The following is a 16768-nucleotide window of genomic DNA, read 5'->3' as shown; positions in this document are numbered from 1 at the left end:
CATCGTGATGTAAAAGGATCGAAGCAATGTCGCTTCGATCCTTTTATGATGAGTTTACTCATTCAGATTTTTCTTTTAAGTAATCTCCTGTTTGCTCGTTATCCTCAAGTATTTCAGAATCACAGTTCGAATGATTCTCCTCACTTTCAACCTCTTGAATGTTCACCGTGCAACACGATGTAGCCGTCGGTTTAGATAATTGTTTTTTGAAGAATTTCAACATGTTTTTCACCTCCTCAAGATTCACACAAAGTAAAACATGATTCCTGATATCATCGACATCGACAGAACAGACAAGATGAATGCGATAATGAGTTTCTTTCTAAATATCGATTTCATCAGTACGATTTCTGGTAAACTTGCCCCTGCTGAACTGATCATCATGGCCATGACAGGACCTAGCGCCATCCCTTTCATAATCAATACTTGAGAGATGGGAATCATGCTCGACAATCGAATATATAAGGGGATCCCAATCACTGCCGCAATCGGAATCAACCACCAAGCATCATGACCGAACCACGTCACAATCCATTCAGTCGGCACAACACCATGGATCAATGCCCCGATTGCTGCGCCAATGATCAAGTAGGGATACACATTCTTCATCAATTGCCACGTTTCGTTCCATGCCTCTGACCAATTGAAGGTACTAGTTGACGAATTAAACCCTGTCATCGTGACGCGTTTGACATACTTCTCAAAACCGAAGTGGTCCAAAGTGAATCCGATGATGATTGAACAGATAGCCGTGATGAACGTATAAAGGCCTGCAATTTCCCATCCCATCACGACTCCCATCACCGTTATAATCGTCGGGTCAAGCACTGGTGAGGCAAAAAGAAAAACCATTACGATGGAAAATGGAATCTTATTTTTTAATAAATTCACAACGATCGGAATCGTTGAACAGGAACAAAACGGGGTAATAAAAGCGAAGACAATTGCTACTATACTCGCCCCTATCCGATTGTTTCCGGTCATCCTCTTCTCGATTTTCTCGTAAGGAATGTATGCTTGTAAGATGTGAATCACAAAAGAAATAACGAAAAATAAAATGGTCAATTCAAGTGCAAGGATGCTAAAACTTTTTAGTATGTCGATCATCGGGCTGTACCTCCATTTCAATAAGGTTGATTTTTACATGCTTGATGATTAAATCAAATTATATTGATTTAATCATCAAAAAAAATTGATTAATAATTCAATTGATAGACCTAACAAACATCGTTAGGTCTGAACAAACAACATAATTCTGGGGACAGAAGATGATTCACTTCCTTTTCGTTGATTTGGTAATAACTCCACGTCCCTTTTGTCTCTTTCGTAATGAGGTTCGCCGTCAATAAGATTTTCAAGTGATACGACAGCTTGGATTGTGGCATATCGAATATCTCTGATAAATCAACAACGTTGATTGGTCCAGCGCACAATTGATTCAATATAAGCAGACGCTTTTGATCGGCTAACGCTTTAAATCTCGCCTCATAATGTGCGAACGTATCCTGTAGCGACGAATCGATGGATGACTCTAGTTGATTACTCATTCGAACACCCCTTTCATCAACTTTTATTGATTAATCAAATCGTACTTCATCCCATGAAGAAAAACAATCATTTTAATCAAAAAAATTGATGTATAATTCGCAACGACCTTTACGTTTCAAAATATGCGAAACAGGCGCAATGAGAAATCTCATCACGCCTGTTCGAACGTTCCAGTCAATCGTTTGTCACGTTTAAAAAATCTTCCGGGATTGGTGCTTCAATCATCACTTTTTCCCCTGTCATCGGATGAATAAAGTGCGCAGAGGCGCTGTGAAGGGCGTGACGTGACATTCGAGCCGCTCCCCCATACATCGAGTCTCCAATCAGCGGATGACCGATATGACGCAAATGAACGCGGATTTGATGGGTACGTCCCGTTTCGAGTTGAATCGTCAACAATGAGTCGCCACCAAATTGCCGACAATCGAGTATATGTGTAACAGCTCGTTGTCCGTCTTCAGTTACGATTCGTTCCATGATAGAATTCTCGGCACGCCCAATTGGTGCATCGATTGTTTGGATGGGGACTTCTCCTTCTACAAGGGCCACATAAGAGCGCGTGAGCGCATTGGCTTTCTGGAGTTCGCTAAACCGATGGTGAATGAATCCATACTTCGCAAACAAAACGACGCCGCTCGTATCGCGATCAAGTCGATTGATCACATGAATCGCAGAGGTCAAACCGATTTGTCGATAGTAACCGAGTACGGCGTTCGCGAGTGTGTCGATCGGATGCAGTCGTGATGGAATCGTCGCGATTCCTGCCGGTTTATCGACCGCCAGCACCGTCTCATCCTCATACAAAATGTGAATCGATCTATTTGAGATGACCATATCTGTCGAAGGCGACTCGGGCGGGAATCGCACCACTACTTCATCTCCTGGCTCGAGAACGTGCCGAACCGTACGATGAATCCCGTTCACTTCGATTTCTCCTTCATGCTTTACGAGCGTGAGCATCTTTCGAGAGATTCCGAGGTCCTGCATTAAAAAGTCGCGCAGTGGAAGAGCCTTCTCCACAACGCGACGAATCATAAATCCATGCATTCGTTACTTTCCTTCCTCAATGAACGATTCGCGTACACGCCGCCAAAATGGGAACGGGCGGAAGCGGGCGAACGTCACTTTTTCTTTTGCGACCGCGCAACGAATCGACACGACGTCTGACCATGACAACGCTTCTTGATGGTCAAACGCCAATTCGAATTCCGTTTTCGTATGCGGCTTGATTTTCACTTGATGATGTTTCGGCAAAAGGAGCGGCGCCCCAATCGTCCGATAGACCAGATTATTGATAGAAGCCATTTCCGTCACTTGGATTGCTTCAATCGATGGATGGACGATTGCACCACCGAGCGCTTTGTTGTAGGCAGTCGAACCAGAAGGGGTCGAGATACACAGTCCATCACCACGGAACGTTTCAAAATAATCATCGCGGATCGACAAATCACAGACGAGCGTCCGCTTATAGTTTTTAATCGTACAATCGTTCATCGCCAATTGACGATCGGTCTTTCCGTTCTCGTAATCGATCAGAACTTCGACGAGCGGGTATGAGACCGGTTCGAACGACTCGCTCGTGATCATTTCCGTCAGCTCATCCAATTCATCCGGTTGCCAATCCGCATAAAAACCGAGGTGTCCGGTATGGATGCCGACGAGAAGCGTTTCATCGAGACGGTCAATATACTTATGGAACGCTTGTAGCATCGTCCCGTCCCCACCGACTGACACGACGATGCGTGGTTCTTCCGATAACGTATGCCCAGCGGCTTCAAGTTTTTCAGTCAGTTCCTGGGCGATTTCCGCTGATCGCGCATCTCCCCTCGATACAATCGCAAACTGCATATCGATTTCCCCCTAGTCCTCGTCTGTTTTCACATTCATCTCTTTATCCCGAAACACTTGCTGCGCGTCTTGAATCTCGACACGGAGTTGACTCATCTCTGCATCAAGAAGAAATGCCGCCTCAGCTGCCCGTCTCAATCGTTCTTGTACTTCAAGAGGCATATCGCCATCATATTTATAATTTAAAGAATGCTCGATCGTTGCCCAAAAGTTCATCGCAAGGGTACGAATTTGCACTTCGACAAGTGTCGGAATCTCCCCATGAATCGTCTGGACCGGATATTCGATAATGACATGATACGACCGATAGCCCGAATCTTTCTGATGTGTAATATAATTGCGTTCTTCCACTATTTTAAAATCTGTCCGACGATGAAGCAAATCCAAGACGTGAACGATATCATCGACAAACTGGCACATGATTCGTAATCCAGCAATATCTTGCATGTCGGTCGCCAGCTCATGATCCGCAATATTTTTTCGCTTTGCTTTTTCAAGAATGCTCCCGACTGGCTTAACCCGACCTGTGACAAATTCAATCGGAGAATGGTCATTTTGCGACTTGAATTGCTTACGAACGGCTTTTAACTTTACTTTCAACTCGTCTACCGCGATTTGATACGGTACTAAAAACTGATCCCAGTTCACTGATTGCATACGCTGTCACCACTTTCGTTCTTTTCCGGAAAAAACGCGCCCTTTCCGTATGTATCCGTTTGTATGGTATCATAAACGAACAATTGTTCATAGAATGGAGCGATGATTTATGACCCAAGAAGTGGAAATTGAATTTAAATCGATGTTGACAAAAGATGAGTATGAAAAACTAATTCAAGCTTACAAACTAGAAGATCAAGTCCGCTGGCAAGCGAACGATTATTTCGACACGCCTACCTTCCAGCTAAAAAAACAAGGTGCAGCCCTTCGAATTCGTGAGAAGAAACATGGCCAGGTATTGACATTGAAACAACCGAACGAAGTCGGATTACTTGAAACGCATGCCGCAATCACTGAAGAAGAAGCGGAAGACTTATTCAAGTACGGAATCATTCATGATGATCAAATGAAGCAAGCACTCGCCCCGTTTCAACTGAATGCCGCACTCGAACACCTCGGACGCCTCGAGACGAATCGAGCCGAACATCAAACGGAAGATGGTCTTCTCGTTTTAGACGAAAGCCATTATTTGGAGACGACCGACTATGAAATAGAATTTGAAGTCACGAATGAAGAAGCAGGCAAACGTGCATTCGAACGACTGTTAGCAGAGCACGGGCTCCCGTACCGTCCCGCCAAAAATAAAATTGTTCGATTCATGGAATTAAAAATGAGTCGGTCTGAAGGTTGAGCAGATACATTGCCAACCTTTTTTTTTCGTTGCTACAATGAGTTTACAAAGTTAAATGAGTTTTTTGCCGAGAGGAGGCGACACAAATGGAACTTGAACAATGTAATGGGTCATCCTGTTCACTGGAAGAAACTCCTATTCAAGTAACGTATAAGCCATTGGAGTTATTCTATTTCATGGACATCTCGAGTCCTGAAAATTTTCACGTGATGACACTGATCAAAAAGTTAGAGATTGAATACGGACATGTGATTCGTTTCCGAATGGTCTCTACCGTTCCTAGCTGTGTTGGCGGATGTCAGGAAGAAGTTCGCCTTCTCACAATGATCAAAGCGCTAGAATTACAAGGGAAACGTCATGCGATGCGTTTTTTACGTCATTTGCATGTGAATGATTTATTCTCTGGTAAACAGTTAAGCTCAATTGATTTATGGGAAATCGCACGGTCTTTCAAAGAGTACGGTCTTGATTTGGATGAACTTGAAGCCGATCTTCAATCGAACCAGCTCTTGAATGCTTTAGCAGTCGATCATCAAGTGCTGAAAGATTGGGAGATTGAGTCATTGCCCGCTCTTACGTTCGTGACGCGCGATGAAGCATTGAAGATTGAAGGTGTCTATCCGTACGACGTGTATCAATCGGTCATGACCGAGTTGCTCGGTTACGCTCCGAGCCGTTCGACCGACTGGGATGTAGCTAAAGTGTTGGCTCGTTATGACGCGTCGACGATTACTGAACTATCGTATATTCTAGACTTAGATAAAACTGTGATTGAACGGGAACTGAAGAAGCTCTCCTTGCAGCAACGCTGCCGTCCTGTACCGGGATGTAGCGGTGAAGCATGGGCGCAAACGAAATAAAAAAGAACCCCACGGCCGGGGAGCCGTGGGGTTTTTGACGTCTCAAGCGGGGACAAGAGCCGTCGTACCTTGAGGCCCGGGGAAGGCCTGCAAGATGGGAGAAAGTTTACGGTCAATAAAGGGGTTTGTGATTGATTTCACACTTATAATATACCTAGTCCCGCTTCATCTGACAACTAGTTTGTGCATATCGTCACATATTGTTCACGAGAACAATAATGATTCCATTTCATCGAGCACTGCTTCGAACTGATCAAGCGCTTTAAGGACTGGTTCTTTCGTCGTCATATCGACACCTGCCGCTTTCAAGACCTCGATTGAATAGTCGCTAGACCCAGCTTTGAGGAAGTTATCGATGTAACGACGTACGGCCGGTTCCCCCTCTTCCATGATCTGTTGCGACAACGCTGCCGATGCTGAGATACCCGTCGCATATTGATAGACATAGTAATTGTAATAGAAGTGCGGGATACGCGCCCATTCATACGAAATCTCTTCATCGATGACGATTTCTTCTCCGAAGTAGCGTTTGTTCAACTCTAAGTACGTCTCATTCAAATATTCAGGTGTGAGCGATACGCCTTCTTGAGCAGCCTTGTGAATCATATGCTCAAACTCAGCGAACATCGTTTGACGGAACAACGTCCCACGGAATGTTTCGAGTTGATTGTTCAACAAGTAGAGACGTTCTTCTTTTGCCGTCCGCGTTTTCAATAAATGGTCGTTCAATAACGCTTCGTTTGTCGTCGACGCGACTTCTGCTACAAAGATTGAATAGTCGCCATACGGATACGGCTGTGACGTACGCGTGTAATGGCTATGCACCGAGTGACCGAACTCATGCGCGAGCGTGAACAAGTTGTTGACGTTGTCCTGCCAGTTCATAAGGATGAACGGTTGTGTATCGTATGCTCCTGATGAATATGCCCCGCTCCGTTTACCGCGTGTCTCTCGTACGTCGACCCAACGTGAATCGAGACCGTCTTTGACGATTTGAACGTACTCTTCTCCGAGTGGTGCCAAACCATCAACCATCAACTGTTTCGCTTCTTCGTACGACACTTTCATCTCTACGTCTTTGACGAGTGGTGTGTATAAATCATACATATGCAACTCATCTAATCCGAGCGCGCGTTTCCGTAATGCGACATATCGATGCAACAAATCAAGACGCTCGTTCACCGCTTCGACCAGACCGTCATATACAGTCTCTGGAATCGCATTATGGTGAAGGGCTGCCTGTCTTGCACTCTCAAACTTACGGACAGTCGCATAGAAGTTATCTTTTTTCACACTGCCTGAGAGCGTAGAGGCAAACGTGTTTAAATACTGCCCATACGTCCCGTACATCGCTTTAAAAGCGTTCTCACGGACACTTCGGTCACTCGATTCGAGGAACGTGATGTAACGTCCGTGCGTCAATTCGACCTCTTCCCCTTTTTCGTTCTTCACTTTCGGGAATTTCAAATCCGCGTTATTGAGCATACCGAACGTCGAACTCGATTGTCCGAGCACGTCTCCAGCTTGCGCAAGGATCGCTTCCTCCGCTTCCGTCAATACGTGTGGACGTTCTTGCGCCAACTCATCGAACGCATGACGATACACGCGAAGTGACTCGTGTTGTTCCATAAAGGCTTCAATTTGAGCTTCATCGATTGAAAGAAGCTCTGGCGTCATGAAAGCGAGTTGGGCTGAAATTTGCGAGGCGAGTGAGCCTGCACGGTCATTCAACGCCTGATAATGACTGTTCGCTGTATCTTCATCGTAACGCATGTGCGCGTACGTATACAGTTTATGTAACTTACGAGAAAGCTCATCACGGAGTTGTAACGCTTCGTATAACGTTTCTGCCGATTCACCGAGTTTTCCTTTAAATCCGATTAATGCCGGTACCTGCTCTTTCAATGCTTGAAAATCTGCTTCCCATGCTTGGTCGTTACTGTAGATCGTCTCTAAGTTCCACGTCTCTTCGACTGGAACTTGTTGTCGTGTCAATACTTCTGACATACGTTCACTCCCTTTTCTGATTGGTTCGTCGATTGTAACATCAATCGCTGAAGTCCTTGAAACAATCGTGTATCGTGACGTCTCGCATCTTCATAGGTGGTTGGAAGCACCCAAGTCGTGACATCACACGATAGACGACATGCATTCAAGAGTTGTTTCCATTGTACATGAAATGACTGGGAAAAGTCGCTTGTCGGTGTCACTCCGAACTGGCGGCACGTCTTTTGAATGCTCCATTCCACTGAATCATTCGGTGACTCATAGCGATTTAAATAGAGGACGATTTGAAACTCAATCGGATGAATGTGTATTCCCCAAAGTGACGTGAGGGGAAGATAGCAGGCTGTCGGTAACAAGGCGGGGATCACCCCTAATGGGTACAGACGATTTAAAATGAGACGTCGATTCTTTGGGGATGGATAGATTGGTGACATTCGCTTTCGTCGAATCATCTCCGTCCATTCCAATGCATTGAACCGATAATATGCTTCATAGGGGGAAGTGGTCACTGAGGAAGAGACTTCCCAATTTCCGATTCCATACTTGATTGAAATGGGAAACCCATTGAAACGCACCAACTGTCCATTTTTCACCGTCATCAACCGATGTCGCCGAAACAGTTCAAGGCGCATCCACGGTTGAAACGATTGGTTCATCTTTAAATCAAGACCGCTCGCGAGCCAAATCACATCCAAACCTGCTCGTTTATAATCATTCGTTCGTGCGACATACTCTTCCGCTACCAATGGAGATGCCTGAATCTCAAACACGGTTGGGTTCTCATCCACGTTTGTAAGAATGTCTGCCCGACGGTTCTTAATCGTCACTTCTTGGTCGGCAGGGTATCCTCTTTCTTGAAGCCATTGGCACACTGCCCATTTATCCTGATGGTGCGTAACGGATTCTGCTCTCCCACACGTATGGATGTGGGCGAAATGTAGCCGACGTTTCGCTCCTTCCTTTAGAATCAACATTTCCTGGCACGTCGGACATCGAAAAGGAGCAAGCTGCTCCGCCTGCATTCGATTTAGAGTAAAGGAATCAACGATATCCCCTTCTCGACCGATCGCAAACCGCATCTTGCTCCCCCCTTATAGTAGTGGTGAAAACATTCTGGCCAATGATTCTACGAGTTTTATAAAAAATGAGCGCTTCGCAAACTCTTCTAATACAAGTTCATGAGACCCTTCGAAATCATGATATAAGTCTTGTTTCAACTGATGGACCGAATTCGTGTTGTACAAAAGAGCATTCACTTCGAAGTTCAAATGGAAACTACGAAAATCCATGTTCGCAGTCCCAATCGTGGCAAGTCCGTCATCGACGACGATGACTTTTGAATGCATGAATCCTTCTTCGTACAAATAAATCTTTACCCCGGCCAACAGTAACTCCTCATAATAGGAACGACTCGCATAAAAGACGATTTTATGGTCCGGATAGCTCGGTAAGACGATCCGAACATCGATGCCCGATAGAGATGCTGTCTTCAAAGCACTCATAATGTCCTCATCAGGAATAAGATACGGGGAGGAAATATAGACGGACTTTTTTGCAGCATTGATCAACGAGAAATAAATCGATTTCATCGTCTCGTACGGTTCATCAGGTCCGCTGGCAACGATTTGGACACCTCCACTCGCGCTTCGTACCGTTTCGAGCGGTTCTAAATAAAATGGCGTGAACAGCCGTTCTCCCGTCATGTAGTACCAGTCTTGTAAAAAAATCAACTGTAGCTCAGAAACCCCTTCTCCTCTGACATAAAGATGGGTGTCGCGCCAAAAACCAAATTTAGAATGTTCGCCTAAATACTCATCCCCTACGTTCAAACCACCAGTGAATGCCTCTGTCCCGTCGATGACGACAATTTTTCGATGGTTTCGATAGTTCGTCTTACTCGACACGAGCGGAAGGACGACTGGGAAGAACGCCTGCACTTGGACGCCAGCTTGTTTCATCTCCTCGAAAAACGTACTGCTCGTATGAATGGAACCGACGGCATCATATAAGAATCGAACTTCGACCCCTTTTTTGGCTTTCTCGATTAAAATACGCTGAATTTCCCGAGAAATACGGTCTTCCCGAAAAATGTAATACTCTAAATGGATATGCCGTGTCGCGCCTTTCAGAGCAGGCAATAACTTCGAGAATTTTTCACGTCCGTTCGTCAAAATCTGCGTGTACGTATTCGAAGAGACGGGCAATTGGTTCAACGAAGAGGTGAGATGCATCAACTTCTCATAATCATCATGCGCAAACATCAGTGACGGAGAGAGCGTCATCGCTTTTTGCCGATAAGCCAAGTACGTCTCTTCGTCGAGCATCGCCTTCTCTTTAAACATCCGTTTACGACGATAGTTCTGACCGAACACAAAGTACGCAAATAGCCCGATGACAGGAAAGCCAATCATGACAATCGCCCAGATCAACGTGCGTTGCGGGTTGCGATTTTCAAGCAAAATCACAAGCAAAATACTGAACGTTGTCAAAAAGACGAGAATCGAGAAGAGCCCAATCACTTGTGAGCTCCAGTAATACGATAATATCGCAATGAGTCCTGCGAGCAAAATAAGGGAAAAGAGTACTTGTATGCGTCGCAACATATTATAACCTGACCTCGTTTCTGTCATGTATTATCATTAATTATACATCGTAACGCCAATTTTTTGAGGGGAGCGAATGAATTATGGGGACTTTTCTAATCACAGGTGCGACAAGCGGGATTGGGCGCGCCGTCGCCTTGCAGTTAACCGAGAATGGACATCGTGTCATCGGAATCGGTCGCGATGAGACACGGGGGGCTTCTCTCGAATCAGATTCGAACGGATTGGCCACGTTCATCCGGTGCGATCTCCATTCAGCGGAAGACATCGATCATCTCTTTAGACACTTAAAGGAACAAGGGGTGACGTTACATGGTCTTTTCAACAATGCCGCAACATTCGGTAGACCCGGTACACCGGAGCGTTTGTCTCAAGAGTCATACACTGAAGTGTTTGATATCAACCTCTATGCACTGAACACCGTCACACAACGCGCTATCCCTTTGTTTGCTCAAGGAGCGAGTGTCGTCAATAACGCCGCCATCGTCGGACACGTCAAATTCCCTCCTATGCTTGCTCATTACGCCGCCTCGAAGGCCGCTGTCGTTGCCTTGACGAAAACGTTCGCACACCGAATGAAAGGAAAAGTTCGATTCAACGCCGTCTGTTTCGGTCCGGTCGATACACCGCTCAGTCATAAACTATACGGTGGAGAAGCAAAATTCAAAGAGGCAATGACCCATCATTTCCGGGGACATGCCGCCCTACCGGAAGAAGTGGCACCGGTCGTCGAATTTTTATTAACCGATTCCTCAACTTATATAAATGGGCAAGCCATTACGGTCGATGGCGGATATACGCTCTCTTGAACAGAGACCACCTCTTCTTTTGAAAAGGTGGTCTCCTGTCATGTCGTCATCTTTTTAGCTCTCCCTATTTTATTGCGTAAATAGTTCTGTTCTTTCGAATGAAGACTTTCCCAATCAATCACATCTTCAAAATAATCAATCATCTCATCAAACGTCGAATCTAGCGTCTCATGTGCCTGGAGACGCGCCATTCGAATCGCCTCGAACACGGACCCCATCACAAAGATGTCTTTACTCGCGTAAGTCTGCATCGGCGATAGCGATTCAAAAAGAATCGTCTCAAGCGTCTTTCGCTTCACATGCCAATCAGATTTCCCGTTCGAGTATAAAAAATCTCCATCCGGCAGTTCGCAAAGTTCCCGTAAAATATCTCCGATGTAATGAATCGCATGAATCGCCGTATTCGGGTCATTGATTCCTGGAGAGATTCCGCGTAACGCAATCTCACTCAATTTTTCGATCGCAAATGACGGGTCTTGCATCGAAGACCGAACTTCGCCGATTTCAAACAGTTCGATGTCCGGGCTGTCCTCGCCTTTCCAAAATCCAAGCAAATCCCCTTTAGCGACAAATTCACCAACGGCTACGACCGATTCAAAGTCCGTCTCATGATCTCCCTGCTTCTCTCTTAAAAATAATCGGATATACCCCGTCTGAGGTGCCCGTACCGCTTGACCCTCAAACGAATGAACAGAGCGTGGTAATACCAGATTCACGTCATCTGACTCGATAGCGTCTTTTTGCTCACTGATTACCGATAGGGCTTCTTTATGTAACGCAGATAACAAGCGTTCCGCCTGAATCGAGACACTGATGGTCTGAATGAATTTGACGAACGCCCAAATCGAACCAATGACTAAGAGCACACTGATCCCTGAAGATAATACGACACCATCATCTGCCGTTCGGACGAGGAATAAGTTCGAAATCCCGTAAACGGTCGTCATAATGAAGAGACCAAGCGTATGCTTAGCTGATGTATTCGTCAAAAAGTTATTGATTGTCCGCGGAGAAAACTGAGAAGAATACGTCGTCAACACGACGAGGATTGTCGAAAAACTAAACGTCATCATCGTCATGAGACTCGTGAACGTTGAAGACAACACGGACGCCGCCGAGTCCAAGTCCAAATAAATAAAGTCCGGTAGTAAATCTCGGAAAAATTCACCGAACAGTTGTGTTAACGCTGTTAACACGATGCCCCCCATCCCATATAGGAATGGAACGAACCATGCACTATCATCAAGTAGTAGTCGAATCCGTCTCACCATACCAACACCTCTTTACCATTGATTTGAAAAAATCGCCTGTCCGTTTGAACAGGCGATTGATCATTTAGAAGTAATGACGCACTTTCGCAAAGACGTCGCCATCGAGAATGAGTTTACCGTACTCTTCAAGCATCGGTTGCGTCTGTGTACTAAATGTTAAATATTCTGCTAGAAGACTGAGTGCATTCTCTTCGTCTTCAGGCTCCATTTCATCCGGGAAATCAATCCACAAGTAGTAACGGTCTTGATAATGATATAGTTTCAAATCAAGATCACTGAACGTGTCACCTGCACGCTTACTCAGTGAAATGATTGCCTCGAAATCATCTGTTTCCATTGCGAGTGGCGCCCAAGCATCTGCTTCCGCTTCGAGTTCATCCAACTCACTCAATTGATCGAGTACCGATTGTTGATCTCGTGCTTCATCAATCGCTGAGCGAAGAAGCGAACCGAGTTCAGAATCGTCTTCCGTATCCATCACATTTTTCGCAATTGTCACGGTCACTTCTAAACCTTTTTCAAAAGCTTGGACTTGAATCCACAGTGGACCATCAAACGAGATGTCTTCACGTTCGTGAGCCTCGTCCATCATCTGCCAGAACAGCTGCTCGCCACGTTCTCGGTTGTACCAAATTTCATCACGTGCGAAGCCACGTTTTTCGATGTCCACATATGTGATGAAAAATTTGACGGTATTGTCATTGATGCGCTCAATTTTCACGATTGTCCACTCCCTTCTCACCTCGCTCCCAATTCACATAAGGAGGAGAGGGGAAATTGTCTTTTTATCTTTGTACCCTTTTTGACATCGTTCAATCTTGATGACGGGTTATAACTATATTTTATAGGAAATAATCAATAATAAAAAGCACACTGCTTAAACAGTATGCTCTCATTCATTCACAAGTCGCTGTGCTTCCTGCAATTGGAACGTCCGAACCTTCCGTGGCAAGAATCGACGAATCTCATCTTCGTTGTATCCGACCTGTAGTCGTTTTTCATCAATCAAAATCGGACGACGTAGTAAGCCCGGATACTCTTGAATCAAATCATACAATTGTTGAAGCGATAAGGCATCAACGGATACATCGATTTTAGAAAAGACTTTAGAACGAGTTGAAATAATCTCATCCGTTCCGTCTTCTGTCATACGTAAGATTTGCTTAATCTCATTAAGTGAGAGCGGTTCTGAAAATATATTTCGTTCTGTAAACGGGATATCATGTTCTTCGAGCCAAGCTCGAGCCTTTCGGCAAGATGTGCAGCTTGGAGACGTATAAAGTGTGACCATTTTTCTTCCTCCCTGATCGAGTATGCGTCCATCTTTTTAAGTGACTCTATTTGTATACCCAAATTCGCATCCACTTAATTATAATAATTCTTAATTATTAAAACTTCAATGATATTCTTTATCATTCAGATATGAAAAGAGGGCGCATTCGTTGAATGCGACCTTGAATGACCCATCTCAAGATGCCGGGATTCGAGACACTGGTTGAGACACCGTCTCTTTCCCTGGCTTGACTTGCAAGTCTTTCAACTTTTTCTTCAACACTTCTTTCAAAAGTCGTTTTTTCTCTCGTAGAACTTTGTCACGTTCTTTCATGGCCTCTCACCCCCATACAGCGTAAGCAACCGACCGAGCATTACCGATTCTGAAAATCTTGAACTTGCACTAATCTACAAGTAAATTATAGCACATTTGTTTGTGAAATGTGAATCATTCTTACGAATTCAACATTTCTTTACACGGATATCATTTGCATTACATACAAGAAACCTGTATAGTTTATAGAAATAACCTTTTTCTTTTAAGGAGGAGAGCGATGATGAGAATCACATTAGAAACGATTATGGGACATCCGGTTACCCAGAAATATTTAACTCGATCAGGCTTAAAACATGCTGTAGACGTTTGTGAGCGCGCTCTCGAAATGGCAACGAAACGTGGTCTCGATACAGATCTAGCGACGAAAGCTGCGCTACTTCATGATATCGGTCACTATGAATGGTATACAGAAGGCAAATGGAATTATGACTTATATCGTCAGAACGATATTCATGCGATTAAAGGTGCGGAGCGGGCGCACAAGCTACTCATTCGTCTCGGGGAAGACCCTGCCCGTGCTAAAGAGATTTCTGTCATGATCCTCTTGCATACCGATTCCTATTTACCACCAAGTCGAATTCAACGGACCCCGCTTCAACAGCTCGTTCACGACGCAGATACGTTCGTGGAGCAGCCAGGTGGTCTTCACCATTATGAGACTATGGAAATCGAGGATGCGTTAGCTCGTGTCCGTCAAATCGACGCCATCGTCGAACGTCTCTCGAATTTGCCGCGTATTTCAAACGGATAATCTGTCACCTAGCTCATTAGGTGACTATTTTTTTTGCGCTAAAAAACCCTGACTTCATTTAGAGGTCAGGGTCATCGTATTAAACGAGTTGTGCTTTGTATGCTTCGTACTCTTCGTCCGTGAGCGAGACATAGTGTCCTGGCTCGACTTCGCGAAGTGGTGGAATACTCGAATCTTCATCCGAACGTCCAACTGGACCTTTTGAAGTTGACTCGTATACGATCCGTTTACGTGTACGTTCATGCTCCGGGTCCGGAAGCGGAATCGCTGAAAGAAGCGATTTCGTGTACGCATGAATTGGGTTCTCATAAAGGCGATCTGCTGTCGCAAGCTCTACGAGGTGACCTTGATACATAACACCGATACGGTCAGAGATGTATTTAACCATCGACAAGTCGTGGGCGATGAACAAATACGTCAAATCGCGATCGCGTTGCAATTCTTTCATCAAGTTGACGACCTGCGCTTGAATCGAAACGTCAAGTGCAGAAATCGGCTCATCGGCGATGATGAAGTCTGGTTCAACCGCAAGGGCACGAGCAATCCCGATACGCTGACGTTGTCCACCTGAGAATTCGTGTGGGTAACGACTCGCGTGCTCTTTCGTCAAACCAACAGTCTCAAGAAGGTCATACACGCGGTTCATACGATCTTCTTTCGTCTTCGCAAGACCGTGAATATCAATACCTTCTGCGATGATATCCGCGACCGTCATACGCGGGTTAAGCGATGCGTATGGATCTTGGAAAATCATCTGCATAGCACGGTTGAATTTCAACTTGTCTGCTTTTGATTTTTTACCGTGGACGTTTTCGCCTTTGAACACAACGTCGCCGTCAGTCGCGTCGTAGAGACCGATGATCGTACGTCCTGTCGTAGACTTCCCACAACCAGACTCTCCTACGAGTCCGAGCACTTCACCTTTGAAAATATCAAACGAGATTCCGTCGACCGCTTTGACGACGCGGCCACGGCCAATTTTAAAGTGCTGCTTCAGGTTTTTTACTTCGAGTAATTTCTCGCGTTCCATTATTCAGCACCACCTTTCGTAAACGATTTTGCGAACGCACTGTCCGGACGATACTTGAGAGCGAGTTCACGAATCGCACGTGGCGGACTAACCGCTGGTGCTTGTGGGTGTAATAACCAACTAGAAGCAAAGTGTGTATCACTCACCTGGAACATCGGTGGCTCTTTCTCAAAATCAATCTTCATCGCGTATGGGTTACGCGGTGCGAATGCATCCCCTTTTGGAGGATCGAGCAAGTTTGGAGGCGTACCCGGGATAGCAGGTAACGCTTCGTTACGGTCATCTGTCGGTCGCGGCATCGAACCGAGAAGTCCCCATGTGTACGGGTGACGTGGCTCGTAGAAGATTTCATCGACCGTCCCTTTTTCGACAAGACGACCTGCATACATAACAGCAACACGGTCAGCCATGTTCGCAACAACGCCAAGGTCGTGCGTGATGAAGATAATCGCTGTACCTGTTTTTTGCTGAATGTCTTTTAATAGTTCAAGAATTTGCGCTTGAATCGTAACATCAAGTGCTGTTGTCGGTTCATCGGCAATCAACACTTTCGGGTTACATGCGAGTGCAATCGCGATAACGATACGCTGACGCATCCCACCAGAGAGTTGGTGTGGATATTGCTTCAAACGCGCTTCTGGGTTTGGAATCCCTACAAGTGTCAACAATTCGAGCGTACGTTTTTTCGCATCCTCACCTGTTAACCCTTGATGTTGTTTCAACCCTTCTGCGATTTGTTTGTAAATCGTCATTGTCGGGTTGAGTGATGTCATCGGGTCTTGGAAAATCATTGCGATATCGCGACCACGAATTTTAAGCATTTCTTTTTCCGAGAGTTTCGCCAAGTCTTTCCCTTCGAACATGATTTCTCCGTTCGTGATTTCACCTGGAGGGTTCGGAATGAGACGCATGATTGCCTTCGAAGTGACGGATTTACCTGAACCCGATTCTCCTACGATGGCGAGCGTCTCGCCTTTTTTCAAATCAAACGATACGCCACGAACGGCTTGAACCGTTCCTGCATATGTGTGGAACGAGACCTCTAAGTCTCGGACTGATAAAATCGTTTCCATGCACGAGTCCC

19 protein-coding genes are annotated in these 16768 nt (G+C 45.3%); 4 read left to right on the top strand and 15 right to left on the bottom strand.

The window, feature by feature from the left end; translation table 11 throughout:
* Positions 1-58 precede the first annotated feature (58 nt).
* The 6 genes from LCM29_RS01690 to LCM29_RS01665 form a co-directional block, all read right to left on the bottom strand.
* Positions 59-223, bottom strand: coding sequence for a hypothetical protein (locus LCM29_RS01690; protein ID WP_224860535.1), 165 nt, complete (start codon positions 221-223; stop codon positions 59-61).
* A gap of 20 nt (positions 224-243) precedes the next feature.
* On the bottom strand, positions 244-1107 hold the full coding sequence (locus tag LCM29_RS01685; protein WP_224860533.1) for a permease: 864 nt from the start codon (positions 1105-1107) through the stop codon (positions 244-246).
* A 110-nt stretch (positions 1108-1217) separates the two neighbouring features.
* On the bottom strand, positions 1218-1547 hold the full coding sequence (locus tag LCM29_RS01680) for an ArsR/SmtB family transcription factor (RefSeq protein WP_214695505.1): 330 nt from the start codon (positions 1545-1547) through the stop codon (positions 1218-1220).
* A 175-nt stretch (positions 1548-1722) separates the two neighbouring features.
* Positions 1723-2595, bottom strand: coding sequence for an RluA family pseudouridine synthase (locus LCM29_RS01675; RefSeq protein WP_224860531.1), 873 nt, complete (start codon positions 2593-2595; stop codon positions 1723-1725).
* A gap of 3 nt (positions 2596-2598) precedes the next feature.
* Positions 2599-3396: an NAD kinase gene (locus LCM29_RS01670; RefSeq protein ID WP_214695497.1), complete on the bottom strand. Its 798-nt coding sequence runs from the start codon at positions 3394-3396 to the stop codon at positions 2599-2601.
* Between the two features lie 12 nt (positions 3397-3408).
* The gene (locus LCM29_RS01665; RefSeq protein WP_015881226.1) at positions 3409-4053 is read right to left on the bottom strand and encodes a GTP pyrophosphokinase family protein; all 645 of its coding nucleotides are present in this window, start codon (positions 4051-4053) and stop codon (positions 3409-3411) included.
* A gap of 109 nt (positions 4054-4162) precedes the next feature.
* Between LCM29_RS01665 and LCM29_RS01660 the strand changes: the two genes are divergently transcribed.
* Positions 4163-4744, top strand: a complete 582-nt coding sequence (locus LCM29_RS01660) for a CYTH domain-containing protein (RefSeq protein ID WP_224860529.1) — start codon at positions 4163-4165, stop codon at positions 4742-4744.
* An 86-nt stretch (positions 4745-4830) separates the two neighbouring features.
* A complete protein-coding gene (locus tag LCM29_RS01655; protein ID WP_224860527.1) occupies positions 4831-5604 on the top strand; it encodes a DsbA family protein in 774 nt (257 codons plus the stop codon).
* Positions 5605-5808: 204 nt separating this feature from the next.
* Here LCM29_RS01655 and pepF read toward each other — a convergent pair whose 3' ends face one another.
* From pepF to cls, 3 genes are read right to left on the bottom strand one after another with little or no spacing between them, the layout of a single operon-like run.
* Positions 5809-7611 carry an oligoendopeptidase F gene (gene pepF / locus LCM29_RS01650; protein ID WP_224860525.1) on the bottom strand — a complete coding sequence of 601 codons (1803 nt, stop codon included), beginning with the start codon at positions 7609-7611 and terminating at the stop codon, positions 5809-5811.
* On the bottom strand, positions 7596-8690 hold the full coding sequence (locus LCM29_RS01645; protein ID WP_224860523.1) for a competence protein CoiA: 1095 nt from the start codon (positions 8688-8690) through the stop codon (positions 7596-7598). The genes pepF and LCM29_RS01645 overlap by 16 nt, the downstream gene beginning before the upstream one ends.
* 12 nt (positions 8691-8702) lie before the next feature.
* Positions 8703-10214 (bottom strand): cardiolipin synthase, encoded by a 1512-nt coding sequence (gene cls, locus LCM29_RS01640; RefSeq protein WP_214695480.1) that lies wholly within the window; start codon positions 10212-10214, stop codon positions 8703-8705.
* A gap of 83 nt (positions 10215-10297) precedes the next feature.
* Here cls and LCM29_RS01635 point away from each other — a divergent pair, with 83 nt between their 5' ends.
* Positions 10298-11023, top strand: coding sequence for an SDR family NAD(P)-dependent oxidoreductase (locus tag LCM29_RS01635; RefSeq protein ID WP_224860521.1), 726 nt, complete (start codon positions 10298-10300; stop codon positions 11021-11023).
* Between the two features lie 38 nt (positions 11024-11061).
* Here LCM29_RS01635 and LCM29_RS01630 read toward each other — a convergent pair whose 3' ends face one another.
* The 4 genes from LCM29_RS01630 to LCM29_RS01615 form a co-directional block, all read right to left on the bottom strand.
* Positions 11062-12294, bottom strand: a complete 1233-nt coding sequence (locus LCM29_RS01630) for a DUF2254 domain-containing protein (RefSeq protein WP_224860519.1) — start codon at positions 12292-12294, stop codon at positions 11062-11064.
* A gap of 64 nt (positions 12295-12358) precedes the next feature.
* Positions 12359-13015 (bottom strand): adaptor protein MecA, encoded by a 657-nt coding sequence (gene mecA, locus LCM29_RS01625; protein ID WP_214695474.1) that lies wholly within the window; start codon positions 13013-13015, stop codon positions 12359-12361.
* A gap of 171 nt (positions 13016-13186) precedes the next feature.
* Positions 13187-13585, bottom strand: coding sequence for a transcriptional regulator SpxA (spxA, locus tag LCM29_RS01620; protein ID WP_015881217.1), 399 nt, complete (start codon positions 13583-13585; stop codon positions 13187-13189).
* A gap of 177 nt (positions 13586-13762) precedes the next feature.
* Positions 13763-13900, bottom strand: a complete 138-nt coding sequence (locus LCM29_RS01615; protein ID WP_015881216.1) for a hypothetical protein — start codon at positions 13898-13900, stop codon at positions 13763-13765.
* A gap of 220 nt (positions 13901-14120) precedes the next feature.
* Here LCM29_RS01615 and LCM29_RS01610 point away from each other — a divergent pair, with 220 nt between their 5' ends.
* Positions 14121-14654 (top strand): HD domain-containing protein, encoded by a 534-nt coding sequence (locus tag LCM29_RS01610; RefSeq protein WP_074035089.1) that lies wholly within the window; start codon positions 14121-14123, stop codon positions 14652-14654.
* A 79-nt stretch (positions 14655-14733) separates the two neighbouring features.
* Here LCM29_RS01610 and LCM29_RS01605 read toward each other — a convergent pair whose 3' ends face one another.
* Together LCM29_RS01605 and LCM29_RS01600 are read right to left on the bottom strand one after the other, a co-directional pair.
* Positions 14734-15684, bottom strand: a complete 951-nt coding sequence (locus LCM29_RS01605; RefSeq protein ID WP_074035095.1) for an ABC transporter ATP-binding protein — start codon at positions 15682-15684, stop codon at positions 14734-14736.
* On the bottom strand, positions 15684-16757 hold the full coding sequence (locus LCM29_RS01600; protein ID WP_214695470.1) for an ABC transporter ATP-binding protein: 1074 nt from the start codon (positions 16755-16757) through the stop codon (positions 15684-15686). Before LCM29_RS01600 ends, LCM29_RS01605 begins: the two co-directional genes overlap by 1 nt.
* Between the last annotated feature and the right edge of the window lie 11 nt (positions 16758-16768).

The organism is Exiguobacterium aestuarii (assembly GCF_020171655.1).
Classification (GTDB): domain Bacteria; phylum Bacillota; class Bacilli; order Exiguobacteriales; family Exiguobacteriaceae; genus Exiguobacterium; species Exiguobacterium aestuarii_A.
Note: the sequence above shows the minus strand (reverse complement) of the source record. Positions and strands in the feature narration are given on the sequence as shown.